Origin of the sequence: Paraburkholderia suaedae, from assembly GCF_040812055.1 — a bacterium.
Classification (GTDB): domain Bacteria; phylum Pseudomonadota; class Gammaproteobacteria; order Burkholderiales; family Burkholderiaceae; genus Paraburkholderia.
Map to the genome: position 1 here is coordinate 475203 of NZ_JBFOAH010000001.1, position 18329 is coordinate 493531.

General features: G+C 65.4%; 13 protein-coding genes. 3 read left to right on the plus strand and 10 right to left on the minus strand.

The annotated features are described in order from the left end of the window. Window positions 1-144 precede the first annotated feature (144 nt). Window positions 145-2676, minus strand: coding sequence for a penicillin-binding protein 1A (locus tag ABQJ48_RS02085; RefSeq protein WP_367835627.1), 2532 nt, complete (start codon window positions 2674-2676; stop codon window positions 145-147). Window positions 2677-2874: 198 nt separating this feature from the next. On the opposite strand from ABQJ48_RS02085, the gene fabV reads away from it, so the two are divergent. Next, window positions 2875-4071, plus strand: coding sequence for an enoyl-ACP reductase FabV (gene fabV, locus ABQJ48_RS02090; RefSeq protein WP_367835628.1), 1197 nt, complete (start codon window positions 2875-2877; stop codon window positions 4069-4071). 99 nt (window positions 4072-4170) lie between these two features. On the opposite strand, the gene ABQJ48_RS02095 is transcribed toward fabV, so the two are convergent. From ABQJ48_RS02095 to ABQJ48_RS02105, 3 genes are all read right to left on the minus strand, one after another. Next, the gene (locus tag ABQJ48_RS02095) at window positions 4171-4515 is read right to left on the minus strand and encodes a hypothetical protein (RefSeq protein WP_367835629.1); all 345 of its coding nucleotides are present in this window, start codon (window positions 4513-4515) and stop codon (window positions 4171-4173) included. A gap of 197 nt (window positions 4516-4712) precedes the next feature. Continuing rightward, window positions 4713-5336: a glutathione S-transferase family protein gene (locus tag ABQJ48_RS02100; RefSeq protein WP_367835630.1), complete on the minus strand. Its 624-nt coding sequence runs from the start codon at window positions 5334-5336 to the stop codon at window positions 4713-4715. Window positions 5337-5450: 114 nt separating this feature from the next. Then, entirely contained in the window at window positions 5451-6356 is a 906-nt protein-coding gene (locus ABQJ48_RS02105; RefSeq protein WP_367835632.1) for a LysR family transcriptional regulator, read from the minus strand. A 145-nt stretch (window positions 6357-6501) separates the two neighbouring features. On the opposite strand from ABQJ48_RS02105, the gene tam reads away from it, so the two are divergent. Both tam and ABQJ48_RS02115 read left to right on the plus strand, forming a co-directional pair. Then, window positions 6502-7278, plus strand: a complete 777-nt coding sequence (gene tam, locus ABQJ48_RS02110; protein WP_367835633.1) for a trans-aconitate 2-methyltransferase — start codon at window positions 6502-6504, stop codon at window positions 7276-7278. Window positions 7279-7450: 172 nt separating this feature from the next. Beyond that, complete coding sequence (locus ABQJ48_RS02115) at window positions 7451-7816, plus strand: hypothetical protein (protein WP_367835634.1); 366 nt, start codon at window positions 7451-7453, stop codon at window positions 7814-7816. Window positions 7817-8104: 288 nt separating this feature from the next. Here the strand turns inward: ABQJ48_RS02115 and ABQJ48_RS02120 are convergent, their stop codons facing one another. The 6 genes from ABQJ48_RS02120 to nirB all read right to left on the minus strand — a co-directional run bounded on the left by ABQJ48_RS02120 (window position 8105) and on the right by nirB (window position 17978). Beyond that, complete coding sequence (locus ABQJ48_RS02120; protein ID WP_367835635.1) at window positions 8105-8470, minus strand: ArsR/SmtB family transcription factor; 366 nt, start codon at window positions 8468-8470, stop codon at window positions 8105-8107. Next, entirely contained in the window at window positions 8454-8915 is a 462-nt protein-coding gene (locus tag ABQJ48_RS02125) for an SRPBCC family protein (RefSeq protein WP_367835636.1), read from the minus strand. Before ABQJ48_RS02125 ends, ABQJ48_RS02120 begins: the two co-directional genes overlap by 17 nt. A 296-nt stretch (window positions 8916-9211) precedes the next feature. Next, window positions 9212-10579, minus strand: coding sequence for an MFS transporter (locus ABQJ48_RS02130; protein ID WP_367835637.1), 1368 nt, complete (start codon window positions 10577-10579; stop codon window positions 9212-9214). Window positions 10580-10771: 192 nt separating this feature from the next. Beyond that, a complete protein-coding gene (locus ABQJ48_RS02135; protein WP_367835638.1) occupies window positions 10772-14941 on the minus strand; it encodes a bifunctional nitrate reductase/sulfite reductase flavoprotein subunit alpha in 4170 nt (1389 codons plus the stop codon). A 44-nt stretch (window positions 14942-14985) separates the two neighbouring features. Continuing rightward, a complete protein-coding gene (nirD, locus tag ABQJ48_RS02140; protein WP_367835639.1) occupies window positions 14986-15336 on the minus strand; it encodes a nitrite reductase small subunit NirD in 351 nt (116 codons plus the stop codon). Between the two features lie 65 nt (window positions 15337-15401). Next, window positions 15402-17978: a nitrite reductase large subunit NirB gene (gene nirB, locus ABQJ48_RS02145; protein WP_367835640.1), complete on the minus strand. Its 2577-nt coding sequence runs from the start codon at window positions 17976-17978 to the stop codon at window positions 15402-15404. Window positions 17979-18329 lie beyond the last annotated feature (351 nt).

Consider the following 18329-nt stretch of genomic DNA (forward strand, 5'->3'; position numbering starts at 1 on the left):
ACCCGCCCGCGCCGCCGCACCGCCATCGGCCGAGCTGCCCCCGTCGGCCGCGCTGCGAGACTGCGCGCACGCAATCACGCAATCACGCAATCACGCGCGCATCGAACCTGAGCCGCGACGCCGCATCCCGCGCACCATCGCTCTTCACCGCGCCGCCGATCCGCCCGCGTCGGCCGCGCTGCCGGCATCAGGCGGCACGACATCGTCCGGCGTGGGCGTCGGCGCGATGGCCGGCTCGCCCCCGCCTTGCGCTTGCCCGTCGACGGTCCCGCCAGCTGCCGTTGCAGCCGGGTGAGGCGCTGGCAGCAGAGGCGGCAGCGCGCGCGGCTGGAGCACCGTTTCCTGCCCGGCCGCCGACGCAGCGACCGCAGCGGCCGCGGCCGACCCCGCCGAGGCCCCGCCCTCGGCGGTCGCGACCGGCGCCACCGGTGCCACCGGCGTGCGGCGCGCAGGAGCGCGTGTCACCACCGGCTTCTCCGGCCTGGCCGGCGCCGCCGCGAAGAGGTGCTGGAACCACTCGCGCAAGCGCGCCCGGCGCTCGGCGAACCAGCCCGGCTCCTGCGTCGTCTCGAACCTGACATGGCTGTCGACCAGCCGCGAGCGCTGCGCGCGCTGGAAGAAATCGCCGACGATCGGCAGCGCGCTATGCGCCCCCTGCCCCCAGTAGTCGCTGCGCAACGTCACGCGACTGTCGTTGAAGCCGACCCACGCGCCCGCCACCAGTTGCGGATGCATCAGGATGAACCAGCCATCCGCGTTGCCCTGGGTGGTGCCCGTTTTGCCGGCGACATCGCCGCGCACGCCAAAGCGGCTGCGAATGCTCGACCCCGTGCCGCGGCTCACGACATCGCGCATCACGTCGATGAGCGTGCGGGCCGTGTCGGCGGGCAGTGCCTGCTGCGCGGGCGCCGGCGCGAACTCGGCCAGCACCTCGCCGTTGCGGTCCTCGATGCGCGTGACCATCACCGGCTCCACATAGCCGCCGAGATTGGCGATCGTGCCATACGCCGACACCATCTCCTTGAGCGTCACCGGGCTCGTGCCGAGCGCGAGCGACGGCACGGGGTCCAGTTCGCTGTCGCGCACGCCCATTGCGCGCGCGAGGCGCGCCACCTTGCTCGGGCCGACCGTCTCCATCACTTGCGCGGTGATGCGGTTGCGCGAATACGCGAGCGCGTCGCGCAGGCTGATCGCGCGCGCGCTCGGCTCGTCCTCGTCGCCCGGACGCCAGACTTCGCCGCCCGCCAGCGGGATTTCGACGGCTTTGTCGACGAAGGTATCGGACGGCTTGGCGCCGGCCTCGAAGGCCGCTGCGTAGACGAACGGTTTGAAGGTCGAGCCCGGCTGACGGCGTGCCTGCTGCACGTGATCGAACGGGTCCTGGCTGAAGTCGCGGCTGCCCACCCACGCCCTGATCTGGCCGTTGCACGGGTCGAGCGCGAGAAAGTCCGCCTGCACGCGCGTTTTCGACTCGCAGACCGCGCGCACCAGATCGCGGTCGGACGCGACGCGCTTGAGCGCATCGTCATCGGTGAGGCCCGTCTGTTTCGCGGCGCGATAGTCCGGTGTCTCGCGCAGGAAGGTCTGCAGCAGATCCTTGTCGGCCGCGCAGCCCGCGCGCGTCCCCCACGCCGAATTCGCGATGGCCTGCAACCGGTTGCCCTGCAGCGTGACCGCCTGAGTCGCCATGGCCTGCAGACGCGAATCGATGGTGGTGCGCACCACCAGGCCGTCCGAGTAGATGTTGTAGTCGTTGCGATCGGCCCAGGCCACCAGCCACTTGCGCAGTTGCTGCGCGAAGTGCGGCGCGGGTCCTGGCGGCTCCGTCTGGCGTTCGAAGTCGATGCGCAGCGCTCGCGCCTTGAGCGTGTCATAAGCGGCGGGCGACAGCTTGCCGTACTTGACCATCTGCGCGAGCACGGTATTGCGGCGCTGCAGTGCGCGCTGCGGATTGAGCACCGGATTGTAGTAGCTGTTGCCCTTGAGCATGCCGGCGAGCGTCGCGGCTTCCAGCACGTTCAGATCGGATGCCGATTTGTCGAAATACGTGCGCGCGGCCATTTCGATGCCATACGCGTTGTAGAGAAACGGCACGGTATTCAGGTAGGTCTCGAGAATCTCGTCCTTGGTGTACAGCGCCTCGATCTTGAAGGCCGTGATCGCTTCCTTGAGTTTGCGCGTGAGCGTCGGCGCGCGGCCGATTTCGTCGGGATAGAGGTTGCGCGCGAGCTGCTGGGTGATGGTCGAGCCGCCCTGCCGGTCGCCCGAGAACGTATGCAGCGCGGCCGATGCCGTGCGCCGCCAGTCGAGGCCGAAATGCTGGTAGAAGCGGTGATCTTCCGTGGCGATGAGCGCGTTCACCACGTTCGGCGAGATGTCCTTGAGCTTGACCCATTCGCGGTTGGACGGCTTGAATTCGGCGAGCAGCTTGCCGTCCGCCGACAGAATGCGCGCGGGCAGCTCGATTTTCGCCTTGCGGATGTCGCCGATGCCGGGCGTGAACGGAATCAGCGCGATCACATACAGGAGCAGCAGCACGGGCAGCGCGGCGCACGCCGATGCCACGCCGCGCCGGGTCGGATGGCGCAGGTGCCAGATGGCTTGCGCCACCAGCGGGTTCACGAAGGTCAGCCCCTTGTCGAGGGCCGTCAGAAACGAGGGGAAAAGGCGCTTCACGCTTGCTACCGTCTACCGAGAAAGGCGCAATCCTACCAAGATGCGCGGCGGCAACCGAATTTCGCGGGGAACGCCTCTAAATCGGCATTAGGCGGCGCGGACCGGCACCCATCCGCCGAATCGGTCAAAGCCGTGCGGGGCGCCCGCGGCGATCGCGCGCCAACTATAATGTCGCAAAATTCCGACAAGAGGTGCTTCATGATCATCAAACCGCGCGTGCGTGGCTTTATCTGCGTTTCCACCCATCCGACCGGCTGCGCAGCCAACGTTAAGGAACAGATCGACTACGTCACTGCACGCGGCGCCATCGCCAATGGTCCGAAGAAAGTGCTGGTGATCGGCGCATCGACCGGCTACGGCCTCGCCGCGCGCATCACCGCCGCGTTCGGCTGCGGCGCGGATACGCTGGGCGTATTCTTCGAGCGCGCCGGCAGCGAAACGAAGTCGGGCACCGCCGGCTGGTACAACAGCGCCGCGTTCGAGCAATTCGCTGCGGACAAGGGCCTGTACGCGACCAGCATCAACGGCGACGCATTCTCCGACGCAGTCAAACAGCGCACCATCGAGATCATCAAGCGCGATCTCGGTCAGGTGGACCTGGTCGTCTACAGCCTCGCCGCGCCCAAGCGCACGCATCCGAAGACCGGCGAAGTGTTCAGCTCGACGCTCAAGCCGGTCGGCCGTGCGATGAATCTGCGCGGCATCGACACGGACAAGGAAGTCATCAAGGAAACGGTCCTCGAACCGGCCACGCAAACCGAGATCGACCACACGGTGGCGGTGATGGGCGGCGAAGACTGGCAGATGTGGATCGACGCGTTGCTCGAAGCGGATGTGCTCGCGGCCGGCGCGAAAACCACCGCGTTCACCTACCTCGGCGAAAAGATCACGCACGACATCTACTGGAACGGCTCGATCGGCGCGGCCAAGAAGGACCTCGATCAGAAAGTGCTGGGCATCCGCGCGAAGCTCGCGGCCAAGGGTGGCGACGCGCGCGTGTCGGTGCTCAAGGCGGTCGTCACGCAGGCCAGCTCGGCGATTCCGATGATGCCGCTGTATCTGTCGCTGCTCTTCAAGGTGATGAAGGAGAAAGGCACGCACGAGGGCTGTATCGAACAGGTCTATGGCCTGTTCAAGGAGAGCCTGTACGGCGCGGCGCCGCATGTCGACGACGAAGGCCGGCTGCGCGCGGACTACAAGGAACTCGACCCCGACGTGCAGCGGCGTGTGCAGGCGCTGTGGAATCAGGTGACCAACGACAATATCTACGAACTCACCGACTTCAAAGGCTACAAGACCGATTTCCTGCGGCTCTTCGGCTTCGAGATGGCGGGCGTGGACTACGACGCGGACGTCAATCCCGACGTGCAGATTCCGAAGCTCGTGCAGGTTTGATCGAGTGCGGCGGCTAGCTCGCCCGCAGCGGGTTGGTCGCGTGATCGCGCCGTTCGTTTCGCGTTGCCCGGCTGGCGCAACGCGAAAGGCTCAGCCTGTTCAGCAGGGAAATGCGCGCTGAAGCGAGCGCAGAATTGCGAGGCCGATCGGAAAATCGTCCGAAATACCTGGGTGCTCGGCGAAAAACGCGTCGAGCAACGGATAGACGTTCTGATTGCCAATGGCCAGTGTTTGCGGCGGGCAGAAGAGCGGCGGACGCTTTTTCGCGACCAGATCGCCGTTCGCCCAGCCGAATGCGTTGATCGTGCCGGTTATGTACGCGGCGTAGACGGAGTTGTTATCCGCATGCGCCCATTGTTTGTATTGCGCGGCTGTCATCTCGGCGCTCGCACTCACCGTGAAAAACGCTGTCAAGAGAGCCAGCGCCAATTTCGATACCCGCATGCCTGAACCTTCAACACAGTCGCAAAGGCGGCCATTGTAGGTGAGTCGCGATGCGGTGAACACAAGCGTTGCGCGCCCGCCGTCGCGTAAGCACGGAGAAAGCATTGGCGCAGCGGTGCCGGCACTGCAAAGCACTTCTGAAGCGACGCACAGTGCCCCGCGCGCCACGCGCTCGCCGATGCCGCGCGGCGCGCCGCTCACGGCGTGCCGTTGCGGCAATACTCGCGATACCCTTCACGCTCGCCAAGCCGTGCCATGTACTGCGCAAGCGCCGGAAATTCGGCGTGCTCCAGCGGCGTTTCAAGCCAGCGATTAACGGACAGTGCGATCGGAATGTCCGCGAGCGAAAACGCCTGCCCCGCGATGAACGCGCCGGTTTGCGCCAGCTGCCCTTCGACGATCGCCATATGCCTCGTCCAGTTCGCGCACGACAGCTCGATCTGCTGCCGGTCCCGATGAGCCGGCGAGTGCCGCACCAGCGCGAGAAACGCGTAATTCCACGAGCGATTCAGCTCGCTCGCCTGCCAGTCGATCCATTGATCGCAACGCGCGCGCTCGCACGGGTCCGTCGGGTAAAGCGCGTCGCCGTGATAGCGGCCTGCCAGGTAGCGGATGATCGAATTGGACTCCCACAGCACGAAGTCGCCGTCGCGGATAACCGGCACCATCGCGTTCGGATTGAGCGCGCGAAATTCGGCGGTGTCGGTTGGCCGGAATCCGGAGCCCCAGTCCTCCTGCTCGAAGGACAGCCCGAGTTCCGCGCAGGTCCACAGCACCTTGCGCACGTTGATGGATGGAGTCTTGCCGAGTATCTGGAGCATGGTCGTGGTGTCTGGAGTGGTTGCGATGGCCGGTAAACCGGACGACGACAACTGGCGCATACATAAAAAGGCGCGTCACGCGGCGCGGCATGCTCACGAGCGCGCATGCCTCGCTCATTCGTCGGCCGGCTCGAGCGTTGCCTGCTCGCGGATCATGTCGTACAGCGCCTGCGCGGCCGGCGAGAACTGCGCGCTCTTGCGCGCGAGCAGAACGAGCGTGCGCGATACGACCGGCTGCGTCAATTCGATGGCGCGAACCATCGGATACGCGCCCTTCTGCAGCGCGAGCGCCGGCACCACCGCCGCGCCGACGCCTTGTGCGACCAACCCCACCGCGGTCGAACTGCGCTGCACTTCGTAGAACGAGCGCAGCGCCACTCCGCTCGTCTTGAGCGCGACGTCGAGCAGCGCGCGGTTGCCGCTCACCTCGCCGGCAAAGATCAGCGGATAGGCTTGCAGTTGCCGCCACGCGATCCGCCGGCGCTTGGCCAGTGCATGATCGCGACCGCAGATCAGCACGTAACGGTCGGCCGTCAGCGGCACGCTGGCCAGATCCGGGTGTGGGTCGCGCGCGATGTTGATGCCGAATTCGACCTCCCGGCGCAGCACGGTTTGCTCCACTGCGCCAGACGCGTGATCGAGAATCTTGATGCGGTTGTGCGGATAGCGCGCCGCATACGCCTGAAGAATGCGCGGCAAATACTGCACGCCGACGGTCGGCACACAGGCAATCGACACGTCCCCGCGCCGGGCCTCGCCCGTTTCGCGGATTTCGACCAACGCGTCCGCAAGTTCGCCGAGCAGGCGCCGCGCCTGCGGTAGAAAACTGCGGCCGATCACGGTCAGCGCCATCGAACGCGTGGTTCGTTCTATCAGCGTGACGCCGAGATACGTTTCGAGCTTGCGCAGCCGCCGGGTGATCGCCGTTTGCGTGACATGCAGCGAATCTGCCGCGCCCTGGAAGCTGCCACGATCCGCGATCGCCACGAATGCCTGCACGCCGAGGGTGTCGATTTTCATTAGAAAAATAAACGAATGGGGATCATCAATTCATTTTACTGCGCGGGCGGCGGCGCAGAAAATGCAAACCCTGGATCGGTTCAGCGGCCGCCGACGCGGACGGCCACCGCCGGTTCGGCTCTTCAGAAAACAAAGGAGCAGTGAGATGACAGCGACGACGGATTGGCAGGCGAAGCAGTACATGCTGTTCGAAAACGAGCGCACACGCCCGGTGCGCGACCTGTTGGCGGCGGTGCCGGCAACGGACGTGCGCATGGCCGTAGACCTGGGCTGCGGACCCGGCAACTCCACCGAAGTGCTAGCGGCACACGCGCCGGGCGCCGCGATCAGCGGGCTCGACAGTTCCAGCGACATGATCGCTGCCGCCCGCAAGCGGCTGCCGCACTTGCAGTTCGACACCGGCGACGTGACGACATGGGACGCCGCCGGACCGTACGACCTGATTCTCGCCAACGCGGTGCTGCAATGGGTGCCCGATCATGAGCGCCTGCTTCCGTCTCTCGTCACGCGACTCGCGCCGGGCGGCAGCCTCGCCGTGCAGATGCCCGACAATCTCGACGAACCCGCGCACCGTCTGCTGCGCGAAGTGGCGGCGCAAGGCCCGTGGGCGCGCCGGCTCGAAGGCGCGGAGCGGACCGTGCGCCACGGCGCGCGCTGGTATTACGGCTTGCTTCACCCGCTGTGCGCGCGGGTCGACGTGTGGCGCACCGTCTACCACCACCCGCTCGCGGGCGGCGCCGACGCGGTGCTTGAGTGGTTCAAGGGCAGCGCGCTGCGGCCGTTTCTCGCGAAGCTCGACGCGGCCGAACAAGCGGCGTTTCTGCAGCGGTACCGCGACGAGATCGCCGCCGCGTATCCCGCGTTCGACGATGGCACGGTGCTGCTGCCGTTTCCGCGGCTTTTTATCGTCGCGACGCGCTAGGCGCGCTGGCGCAGCGAGGCACTGCCCGGCTCTCCCGCAATGCTTGTGTGGCAACGGTGCGCCAGGGTACGCAGGGAATTGCCGTGCTTGAATTTTGCGTGATATTGTTGCTGAAAGCGGAGGATGGCGGCCCGCCGTCCTCACCGGGCAATTTACAGCAGCGAGCGTCGCCATGAGTGATGTACGCCAACATCTGAGCCCACGCGACCGTTTGGAGCTGTTGTGCTGGCTCACATGCGGAAGCCTGGGTGCTTATTACCTGAACGAGGACTGGCCCGACGCGGCGTTTCACGTGCAGGCCGCCCACAAGTGGCTCGACCACCATGCGCGCGAAGCCGACTGGCTGTGCATCGCGAAACTGTCGGCCACGGCGGTCGAAATCGCGCAGCGACACGCCCGCTTCGTCGATGCCGACTGGGCGCGCGACGCGGTCGAAGAAATACTCGACACCGATGAACTCGATCCGCAAGCGCGACTGCTCAAGCAGGTGCTCGCGGACTGCCAGAACGCACTGGCGGACCGGCGCCTCGCGGATTGAAGCCAGCCAAAAAGATCTAGCGCTTGCGGCGCGCTCTGAAATTGCGCTGTAACCCGACGCGCTGTAGCTCGACGATCACCGAGAACTGCTTGTCCGAGCGGGAATTGACGAGATTTGGAATCTGCGCGAGATTCGCGGTCGCCTAATGATGCTTGGACGCTCAGCTGCGCACGACGCGGCCGGCGTTTTTTCAGGCGCCGCCCTCGCCGTCTCGACTGACCTTAGTGCCCACCTCGGCGCCCACCTCCGGCAAGCCCGCCATGGAAGCGAGCGCGCGTCACGCGCCACTCACTGCTCCACCATCGCCTTTAGCCGCGATAACGCCTGATCCCACTGCTGCGAAATTGCATCGAGCGCACGGCGCGCTTGTTCCACGTGAGCCGGTTCGAACGCCCACAAGCGCTCACGCCCGGCCTTCACGTCGCGCACGAGCCCCGCGTTGGCGAGCACCTGCAGATGCTGCGTGACCGACTGCCGGGTCATCGCCGTACCCGCGGTCAATTGCGCGATCGACATCGCGCTGCCCGCGCACAACACGGCGATCAGCCGCAAGCGCGTCTCATCGCCGAGCGCCGCGAACACCGGTGCGCACTGTCGCAGCACTGACGCCTTCACAACCGCCCTGGCCGACGCTGTTTTAGCCCTTGCCGACATGCTTTTCGATATTGACGAGCTGATGCTCCCATCCGCCAGTGTTCATCCGGAACGCTTCGTTGCGGCGCGCGGCGGGAATCTGGTCGAAACCCGATTCGACGACACGCAGCAAGGTGCCTGCGTCCACCTCGGTCAGTTCGAACTCGACCAGCGTGGTCGGCTCCGACGAATAGTCTACCGACGCATCGATCGCGGCCGGATGCCAGCGCCACGACAAATGATGCTCCGGCTCGACGCGCTCGATCAGCAGGTCGATCACCAGATGCTCATAGCCTGGATAGGTCAGATGCCCCTGCACGGGTTTGCCGGCGATGAACTGCTTGCCGGCCAGATTCATGCCGAACCACCTGCCGAATGCCTCGGCGCTGGACAACGCGCGCCAGACCCGCGAGCGCGGCGACTTCAGCCGAATCTGCTTTTCAATGCGATCGGTCGATGTGTTCATATGCAGCCTCCTGACTGCATATTACAAAGGCCCGCGGCAACATGCAATCATCTGCCTGCATTTTCTAAACACGGCTTTCCGTAGAATCTGTCACGATTCGTCGCGCTCTTTTTGCGGGTGACGAACCGTGCGTTGCGCGGGCTCACTCACGCGAGCATCGCGCCTCGCGGCGGCGTGGACCCTCGTCCACGCGCGGCCGCCGCGCCCGCGTCCGCGGGCGCGCTCGATCGCCGGTCCGCGTCCGTCGTGAGACCACGCACTTTCAGGTGCCGCTGTGTCGCGCCGCTCGCGTGACATCACTCGGTCGCATGCGCGTGCATCACACCGGCTCGCATCGACCACGCCATCCACGGACGGCGCAGCGCGACGATCGCGACGAATGCGCAGGCGGCCAGCGCGCCGAACGTCGCAAAGCCCATCTGATAGCTGCCCGTGCTTTCCTTCGCGATGCCCATCACGACCGGCAAATAGAAACCACCGATGCCGCCCGCCGCGCCGACGATGCCCGACATCAAACCCGTGCGGCCCGCCCAGCGATGCGGCACCAGCTGGAAAGTCGCGCCATTGCCGAGACCGAACGCTACGTACAGGCACAACAGCAACGCAATGCCGCCCACGATGGAAGGCATTGCGGCCGCAAACACAAAGTCGCACAGCGAGATGATGGCGAGCAGCACGGTCAGGGCGCGCACGCCGGACACCCTGTCGGCGATCAGGCCGCCGAGCGGGCGCACCATCGCGCCGGTGGCGGCGAGCAGCGCCATGAAGAGGCCCGCGTCGATCTTCGACAACTGGTAGAGATTGGTGAGCAGCAGCGAAACATACGACGACATGCCGACAAAGCCGCCGAACGTGATGCTGTACACCAGCATGATGACCCACGTGTCGCGCTCGCCGAGCACGGAGCGATAGCGCCTGGGCAGCACCGCGATGGCCAGCAGCGCGCCCACCACCGGCAACAGCAGCACGCCGGTCTTGCCCGCGCCGAACAGACCCGCTTCGACCAGCAGCACGAGCACGATCAAACCGGCCAGCGTCACCGCGAAGCTGCCGAATGCGCGCAGCACGCTGCCTGACTTCACACCCGCGTCGTTGGCCCAGAAATACAGCGTGAGGGCGGCAATTGCGAGTAGCGGCAGTGCACCGCCGGCGGCCATTTGCCAACCGTAGTGCGTCGCGAGTTGCGGGAACAGGAAGCCGTCGAGCACCGCGCCGATATTGCCCGCAGCGGCCAGTCCCAGCACGAGGCCCTGCACCTTCGGCGGGTAGTTGCTGCCCGCCATCGGCAGCGCCACCGCGAAGCTCGCCCCGCCCACGCCGAGGAACACGCCGAGCACCAGCAGCATTTCGTACGAGGGCACCGATTGCAACAGCGGCAACACGATGGTCGGCACCGCCGACAGCAACACGCCCAGCAACGCGATGCGCTTGCCATGCGCCGACTGATACAGATTGCCGAGGGTCACGCGCAGAATCGCCGCGGACAGCACCGGTACTGCGACCAGCAGACCTTGTTGCGCGGGCGTCATCGCAATGCTCTTGCTGATGAACGGCGCGAGTGGCCCATACAGCACCCAGACGGTGAAGCCGGTGTCGAAATAGAGGAAACACGCCACCAGCGCGCGCCAGTCTCCGCTCTTAAGGGAGCTCATCACGTTTTTCATCAGATATCCTCACAAAACTGATTTTCGATCATCCAGCGTTGGCATGCGCCATCCGCTAACGAGTCACGATGTTGAAAGCCGACTTCAATATGCAACGTCCATGCCATCGGCTGCGTTAATCAAACCTTCACTGCCTGCTCTTTGAATGCTGTCTGTCGCGCTTGCGCCCATTGTGTCCACAAGCCGCGCCGGTCAATAGACGTCGCGCGCATAGCGCTTTTCGCGCGACAGACGGCTCACGTATTCGGCGGCCTTTTCATCGCTCATGCCGCCGTGGGTGGCGATCACATCCTTGAGCGCGGTGTCGACATCGCGCGCCATCCGGTTCGCGTCGCCGCACACGTAGAAATGCGCACCGTCTTCGAGCCATGACCACAGTTGCGCACCGTGTTCGCGCATGCGGTCCTGCACATAGATCTTGTCGGCCTGGTCACGCGAGAACGCAACGTCGAGCCGGGTGAGCAAGCCGCTGTCGCGCATCGCTTCGAGTTCGTCGCGGTAGTAGAAATCGGTGGCCGCATGTTGTTCGCCGAAGAACAGCCAGTTGCGTCCGCGCTCGCCGCGTGCCCCACGTTCGTGCAGAAAGCCGCGAAACGGGGCGATGCCGGTGCCGGGGCCGACCATGATCATCGGCGTGTCGGCATGGTGAGGAGGACGAAAGTGTGCGGACTTCTGTACGAACACGGGCACGTCGGCCTCGTTCGCGCGATCCGCGAGAAACGTCGACGACACACCCTTGCGGTGACGTCGGCCGTTGTTGTAACGCACCGCCGACACCGTCAGATGCACTTCGCCCGGATGCGCTTTCGGGCTCGACGCGATCGAGTACAGACGCGGTTGCAAACGCTTGAGAAAGCCCGTCAATTCGGTGGCCGTGAGTCGCACCGGAAATTCGTGCAGCACGTCCGCAAGCTGCTGGCCCCACAGCCATTGCTTCAGGTCGCCCTTGCGCTCGGGCGTGAGCAGCTCGCGCAGCATGCCGTTGCGGCTGCGTGCGGCGATGAAGGCGAGCGCGTCCGCGCCCGGCCGCGCGATCTCGTAGTGTCGGGTCAGCGCATCGGCAAGCCGCATGTCGCCCGCGCCCGCCACGTGCACCGGCGCGTCCGCGGTGAGGCCGCTCAGGTCGATCAGTTCGTCGACCAGTTCGGGGCAGTTGCTCGGCCATACGCCGAGCGCGTCGCCCACTTCGTATTCGAGGCCCGAGTCGCCGGTGTTCAACGAGAAGTAACGCGTGTCTTTCGTCGTGCCCTGGCGGTTCAACCGCAGATTGCTAACGAGCCGCGACGCGGCCGGGCGCGCTCGGGTCGGCACTGCGCCCGGCACCACCGCGTTGACCATGCCGCCCGGCGGCACCGCGTGCAGCGCCGCATCTTCTTCGTTGATGCGCACGATCACGCGTTCGAGCCATGCGTCGGCGCTCTGCTGATACTCGACATCGCAATCGACGCGATCCATCAGACGCAGTGCGCCTTGCGCGGCCAGACGTTCGTCGAGGCGGCGGCCGTGGCCGCAGAACTGATCGTAGTTGCGGTCGCCCAGCGCAAGCACCGCGAAGCGCACGCCGTCCAGACGCGGCGCATCGTCGGCGCGCAATTGCGTCCAGAAGCTCTGCGCGTTGTCGGGCGCATCGCCATCGCCGAACGTGCTCGTCATCAGCAACACGTATTGCGCTTTGGCAAGCGAGGAGACCTGATAGTCCTCCATGCACGACGTGCGGATTTCGAAGCGCGACTCCATCAGCCGGGTGGCGTAACGCTCGGTGAGCGATTCGGTGTTGCCGGTTTGCGAGGCCCACAGCAGCGTCACCTTCGGACGCACGCGCACGATGCGCACGCCGGACGCGCTGTCGACCTGCGCAGCCGGAACTGCCGCAGCGGCAGGCACTGTCGCGCCCGCCGTGCTGCGGCTATAAAGTCCGGCGAGCAGACCGTCCACGTGCAAACGGCTCGCCGTATCGAACGGTGCGCTGCGCGGCAGGATCGGCACGCTGTCGATCCCCTGCCCTTCGGCCGAACGCAGGCCGCTCACGAAGCCGGCCAGATAGGCGCGCTCGGCATCCGTGAGTGACGGCGCGGGCGTACGCGGCAGTTGCAACAGGCTGGTGAGTGCTTCGATACGCGGCATGTGCTGATCCTTCAGGCTTGGGGTGACGGCAAGCTCGTCTGCCGGCACTTCGTCACGATCTGGCAGAACCGGCACGAGCGCGTCGAGCGTGACGGGACTCAGCGCGACCGCGCAGAATTTCAGTTCGGGCTGCTGAGAAACCGCATCGATGGCATCGCTCGTTACCGCGTTGATGCACAGGTCATCGCCGAACACATCGTTCCAATGCATCGGCGTAAAGCAGTTGCCGGCGCTCACCCGCTCGGTAACGATAGCCGGCAGCACCGCGCGGCCACGGCGCGAGCGGATCTCGACCGGGTCTTTCGGGTTGATGCCGAGCGCGGCGGCATCTTCGGGATGAATCTCGACGAATGGTCCGGGATTCAGCTTGTTGAGCATCGCGACTTTTCCGGTCTTGGTCATCGTGTGCCATTGATGCTGCAAGCGGCCGGTGTTGAGCACGATCGGGAATTCGCGATCGGGCAATTCCGCCGGGGCCGCGTAAGCTCGCGCGAAAAACATCGCCTTGCCACTCGCGGTCGCAAACGCGAGGCGCGGTCGGCTGCCGTCGGGCAACTCTCGTAGCGTCTGACTCACGCCATCGTTCAGATAGCGAATTGGATTGCGATCGGCTGAATCGGCTGCCGGCAGCGGCCATTGCAGCGGTGTCTCCTTCAGCCGTCGATGGCTCGCGCCGCGCAGGTCGTAGCCGGTTTTCGGATTCGACGCGCGGGTGAGTTCGGCGAACACTTCCTCGGCGCTGGCATAGCTGAATGCGTGGGCAAAGCCCATTTCGCACGCGATGCGCGCGATGATCTGCCAGTCCGGCAACGCGGCGCCCGGCGGCTCGATGCCCTTTTGCATCAGCGTGAGATTGCGCTCGGAGTTGATCATCACGCCTTCGGCTTCGGCCCACAGCGCGCCGGGCAGCAGCACGTCGGCGTAGCGGTTGGTCTCGGTGTCGAGGAACGCGTCCTGCGCGATCACGAGTTGCGCCGCGCGCAAACCGGCGATTGCATTCTGACGGTTGGCGACGCTCGCCACCGGGTTCGTGCAGATGATCCAGCACGCCTTGATCTCACCCGCGGCCATGCGCGAGAACATGTCGATCGTGCCGTTGCCGACTTTCGTCGAAAGCGTGCCCGGCGCGATGCCCCACAGGTCTTCGATAAACGCGCGGTCCGCGTCGACCTGCACCGAACGCTGGCCCGGCAAGCCCGGCCCCATGTAGCCCATTTCGCGGCCGCCCATCGCATTCGGCTGGCCGGTCAGCGAAAACGGCCCGCTGCCGCGCTGGCAGATCTTGCCGGTCGCCAGATGCAGATTGCAGATGGCGTTGGTGTGCCACGTGCCGTGCGTGCTTTGATTCAGGCCCATGGTCCAGCAACTCATCCACTCTTTCGCGGTGCCGATCATCTGCGCCGCGCGGCGGATGTCGTCGGCGGCGAGCCCGGTGATTTCGGCAACGCGCTCTGGCGTATAGTCGGCGAGAAACGCGGGCATCGCGTCCCAGCCTTCGGTGGCCTCGGCGATAAAAGCGGCGTCCGTGTGGCCGTTTTCGCGCAGCAGATGCAGCAGGCCATTGAGCAGCGCGAGATCGGTGCCCGGCCTGATCTGCATGAAGAGGTCCGCCTTTTCGGCGCTCGCGTTGCGGCGCGGATCGACGACGATCAGTTTCGCGCCGGCCTTCACGCGGTCCATCATCCGCAGGAACAGAATCGGATGGCAGTCGGCCATGTTCGCGCCGATCACGAAGAACAGGTCCGCATGGTCGATGTCGTCGTACGATCCCGGCGGCCCGTCCGCGCCCAGCGAGAGCTTGTAGCCGCTACCCGCGCTCGCCATGCACAGACGCGAATTCGACTCGATGTTGTTGGTGCCGACGAAGCCCTTGGCGAGCTTGTTGACGAGGTACTGCGCCTCGATCGACATCTGGCCGGACACATAGAACGACAACGCGTCCGGTCCATGTTCGTCGAGCAGGCCGCGCAGGCGCGCGGCGGTGGTGCTGAGCGCCTGCGCCATCGGCAGCGGCACCGGGTCTTCGTCGCGTGCATGCCGCACGAACGCGCTCTCCAGACGGCCCGACTTGCGCAATGCCACATGGGCGGACTGCCCCTTCGTGCACAGCCGTCCGAAGTTAGCCGGATGCTCCTTGTCGCCGGCGATCTTCACGACCTGGCCGTCCTCGACGTGCAGCACCATCCCGCAGCCGACGCCACAGTAGGGGCACACCGTTTTTACGCTAGTGGAGGACATGAGGGGCGTCGTCTTGCAAAAGAAGTTGTCAGGAATTCGACGGCTCAGAGCGCGACCCACACGTGGCCGTCTTCGACGCGCGTCTCGAACGCTCCCACCGAATACGCCGGGGTCTCCAGACATTCGCCGGTGCGCAGATCGAAGTGATGCTTGTAGATGGGCGACGCCACCACGACGCGGTCGCCGAGGCTGCCGATCAGTCCGCGCGAGAGCACGGCCGCCTGCGAGCCCGGATCGAAGTTTTCGATCGCGTACACGATGTTGTCGCGGCCGTTGTCCACATGGAAAACCGCTACCTGTTCGCCGTTGACGAGTGCGCACACGCCCGTGTTCGGCACGATGTCGTCGAGCGGGCAGATGGCCGTCCAGGGGCGCGGCGGGCGATCGTTGTTCATGGCAGTAGTCCTCGCAAGGTGAGCAATGAATGGGCAAGCAGTGATGCAACCGTATGACGGAAAACTCAGGCCGTCTCGACGACGACAGGGATCGCCGCGAGCCTCGACTGCCGCTCGGCGGGCGTCGCGGGCCGGATCTGTCCGCGTTCCTCGACGAAGCGAACGTTGCTGTCGGGCTCGCCGCTGTTGACGAAATGACGGAAGCGCTTGCGCGTTTCGGGATCGGTGACGGCCTTTTTCCACTCGCACTCGTAGGTCTCGATCACGAGCTGCATTTCCGCTTCCAGTTCGGCGGCTACGTTCAGGTGATCGTTGACGACCACGTCGATCAGATAGTCCAGCCCGCCTTCCAGGTTCTCGCGCCATACGCTGGTGCGTTGCAGACGGTCGGCGGTGCGCACGTAGAACATCAGGAAGCGGTCGATGTAGCGGATCAGCGTGTCTTTATCGAGGTCCGACGCGAGCAGTTCAGCGTGACGCGGCTTCATTCCGCCGTTGCCGCACACGTAGAGATTCCAGCCCTTGTCGGTGGCGATCACGCCCACGTCCTTGCCTTGGGCTTCCGCGCATTCGCGTGTGCAGCCCGACACGCCGAACTTGATCTTGTGCGGCGTGCGCAAGCCCTTGTAGCGGTTCTCGAGTTCGACCGCGAGACCCACCGAATCGCCGACGCCATAGCGGCACCACGTCGAGCCGACACACGACTTCACTGTGCGCAGCGACTTGCCGTATGCGTGCCCCGATTCGAAGCCGGCCTCGATCAGTTCTTCCCAGATGAGCGGCAGCTGTTCGACGCGCGCGCCGAACAGATCGACGCGCTGACCGCCGGTGATCTTCGTATAGAGGCCGTATTTCTTCGCGATCTGGCCGACCGCGATCAGACCGTCGGGCGTCACTTCGCCGCCCGCCATGCGCGGCACGACCGAATACGTGCCGTCGCGCTGAATGTTGGCGAGGTAGTAGTCGTTGGTGTCCTGCAGCGACGCATGCTCTTTCTTCAGCACGAACTCGTTCCAGCGCGAGGCAAGAATGCTCGCCACGGCCGGCTTGCAGATCTCGCAGCCCAGTCCGTGGCCGTGCTTTGCGAGCAGTTCGCCGAAGCTGCGCACGCCTTCGACGCGCACGATGTGGTACAGCTCCTGGCGCGAATACGCGAAGTGCTCGCAGAGGTGGTTGTTGACCGCAAGTCCCTGCTTCTTCATCTCGGCCTTCATCACCTGGGTGACGAGCGGCACGCACCCGCCGCAGGAAGTGCCGGCGCCCGTTGCGCATTTGAGTGCGCCGATGTCGGTGGCGCCCGCGCATACCGCCGCGCAAAGTTCGCCCTTCGACACGTTGTTGCACGAGCAGATCTGCGCGGCGGCCGGCAGCGCCTGAACGCCGAGCGCGGGTTTCGCATTGCCCTCCGCTTGCGGCAGGATCAGGAATTCCGGCGCTTGCGGCAGTTCGATGCGGTTAAGCATCATCTGCAGCAGCGTGCCGTATTCGCCCGCGTCGCCGACCATTACGCCGCCCAGCAGATACTTGCCGCACTCGGACACCACCAGTTTCTTGTAGACCTGCTTGCGTTCGTCGCTGAACTGGTACGCGCGGCTGCCCGGCGTGTTGCCATGCGCGTCGCCGATGCTCGCCACGTCGACGCCCATCAGCTTGAGCTTCGTGCTCATGTCGGCGCCGCTGAATTCGGCAACGGCTTCGGCAACCGGTTGTGCTGCCGGCTTGGCTCGATGCGCGAGCAGTTGCTTCGCGACCGTGCGCGCCATGTCGTAACCCGGCGCGACCAGCCCGAACAGTTGGCCGTTCCACAGCGCGCATTCGCCGATCGCGTAGATGTGCGGATCGCTGGTGCGGCACGCGTTGTCGATCACGATGCCGCCGCGCGCGCCGAGCGTCAGACCGCATTCGCGCGCGAGATCGTCGCGCGCACGGATGCCGGCGGAGAACACGATCATGTCGGTGTCGAGGTGGCTGCCGTCCGCGAACTGCATGCGATGCGTGCCCGCTTCGCCGTCCACGATCGCCGTCGTGCTCTTCTGCGTATGCACCGTCACGCCGAGTGCTTCGATCTTCGTGCGCAACATGCGGCCACCGCCGTCGTCCACCTGCACGGCCATCAGGCGCGGCGCGAATTCCACCACGTGCGTTTCCAGGCCCAGGTCGCGCAACGCCTTCGCGCATTCGAGACCGAGCAGCCCGCCGCCCACCACCGTGCCCGTTTTCGAACGTGCGCCGCATTCCCGCATCGCTTCGAGGTCGTCGATGGTTCGGTACACGAAGCAATCGGCGCGCTCGCGGCCCGGCACGGGCGGCACGAACGGATAGGAGCCGGTGGCGAACACCAGCTTGTCGTACGGCAGCGTTTCGCCGCTCGACACCGTCACGGTACGCGCGTCGCGGTCGACCGCGACAGCCTTCGCGTTCAGCTTGAGCTGCACGTTCTGACGCTCGAAGAAGCCCGGTGCGACGAGCGACAGGTCGTCCGCCGTCTTGCCCGCGAAGAATTCGGACAGGTGCACGCGATCGTAGGCCGGCCGCGATTCCTCGCACAGCACCGTGATGTCCATGCCGTGCTCGGCGTCTTGGGCGAGGGTCTCGACCAGTTTGTGGCCGACCATGCCGTGACCGATAACGATGATTTTCATGAGCGCGGTGTCCTCGATGTGCTTGGGCTTCGAGCGTCGCCGTATGTCTTCTGGCATCGGGCGAAGCGTTGGCGAAAATAAAAACGGCGTCCCGCGAACCCAGTCGATGACTGAATCCGGGGGACGCCGTTGTCCTGACCTGGATGCTGCGGCGAGCGCCCGATGTTGCGCTCGCGGCGGATCGTCGTTGATCCGATGGCAAGGCATAAAGCAAAGCCTGTGCCATGCTTCGGGAAATGTGCGCCCGGGGCGCTTGCTCGGGGCTTTCGGGGCGATCGCCGACGGCGGCGGCGGGGCCGGCGCGCGTCGCGTTTTGATGCGGCGAGGCACATCGATGGTGCGACGCAGCAC

Bases quoted from the DNA above. Each gene is read 5' to 3' on its own strand.
- fabV (WP_367835628.1), top strand. From the start codon at position 2,875: ATGATCATCAAACCGCGCGTGCGTGGCTTTATCTGCGTTTCCACCCAT.
- ABQJ48_RS02095 (WP_367835629.1), bottom strand. From the start codon at position 4,515: ATGCGGGTATCGAAATTGGCGCTGGCTCTCTTGACAGCGTTTTTCACG.
- ABQJ48_RS02100 (WP_367835630.1), bottom strand. From the start codon at position 5,336: ATGCTCCAGATACTCGGCAAGACTCCATCCATCAACGTGCGCAAGGTG.
- ABQJ48_RS02105 (WP_367835632.1), bottom strand. From the start codon at position 6,356: ATGAAAATCGACACCCTCGGCGTGCAGGCATTCGTGGCGATCGCGGAT.
- tam (WP_367835633.1), top strand. From the start codon at position 6,502: ATGACAGCGACGACGGATTGGCAGGCGAAGCAGTACATGCTGTTCGAA.
- ABQJ48_RS02115 (WP_367835634.1), top strand. From the start codon at position 7,451: ATGAGTGATGTACGCCAACATCTGAGCCCACGCGACCGTTTGGAGCTG.
- ABQJ48_RS02120 (WP_367835635.1), bottom strand. From the start codon at position 8,470: ATGTCGGCAAGGGCTAAAACAGCGTCGGCCAGGGCGGTTGTGAAGGCG.
- ABQJ48_RS02125 (WP_367835636.1), bottom strand. From the start codon at position 8,915: ATGAACACATCGACCGATCGCATTGAAAAGCAGATTCGGCTGAAGTCG.
- ABQJ48_RS02130 (WP_367835637.1), bottom strand. From the start codon at position 10,579: ATGAAAAACGTGATGAGCTCCCTTAAGAGCGGAGACTGGCGCGCGCTG.
- ABQJ48_RS02135 (WP_367835638.1), bottom strand. From the start codon at position 14,941: ATGTCCTCCACTAGCGTAAAAACGGTGTGCCCCTACTGTGGCGTCGGC.
- nirD (WP_367835639.1), bottom strand. From the start codon at position 15,336: ATGAACAACGATCGCCCGCCGCGCCCCTGGACGGCCATCTGCCCGCTC.
- nirB (WP_367835640.1), bottom strand. From the start codon at position 17,978: ATGAAAATCATCGTTATCGGTCACGGCATGGTCGGCCACAAACTGGTC.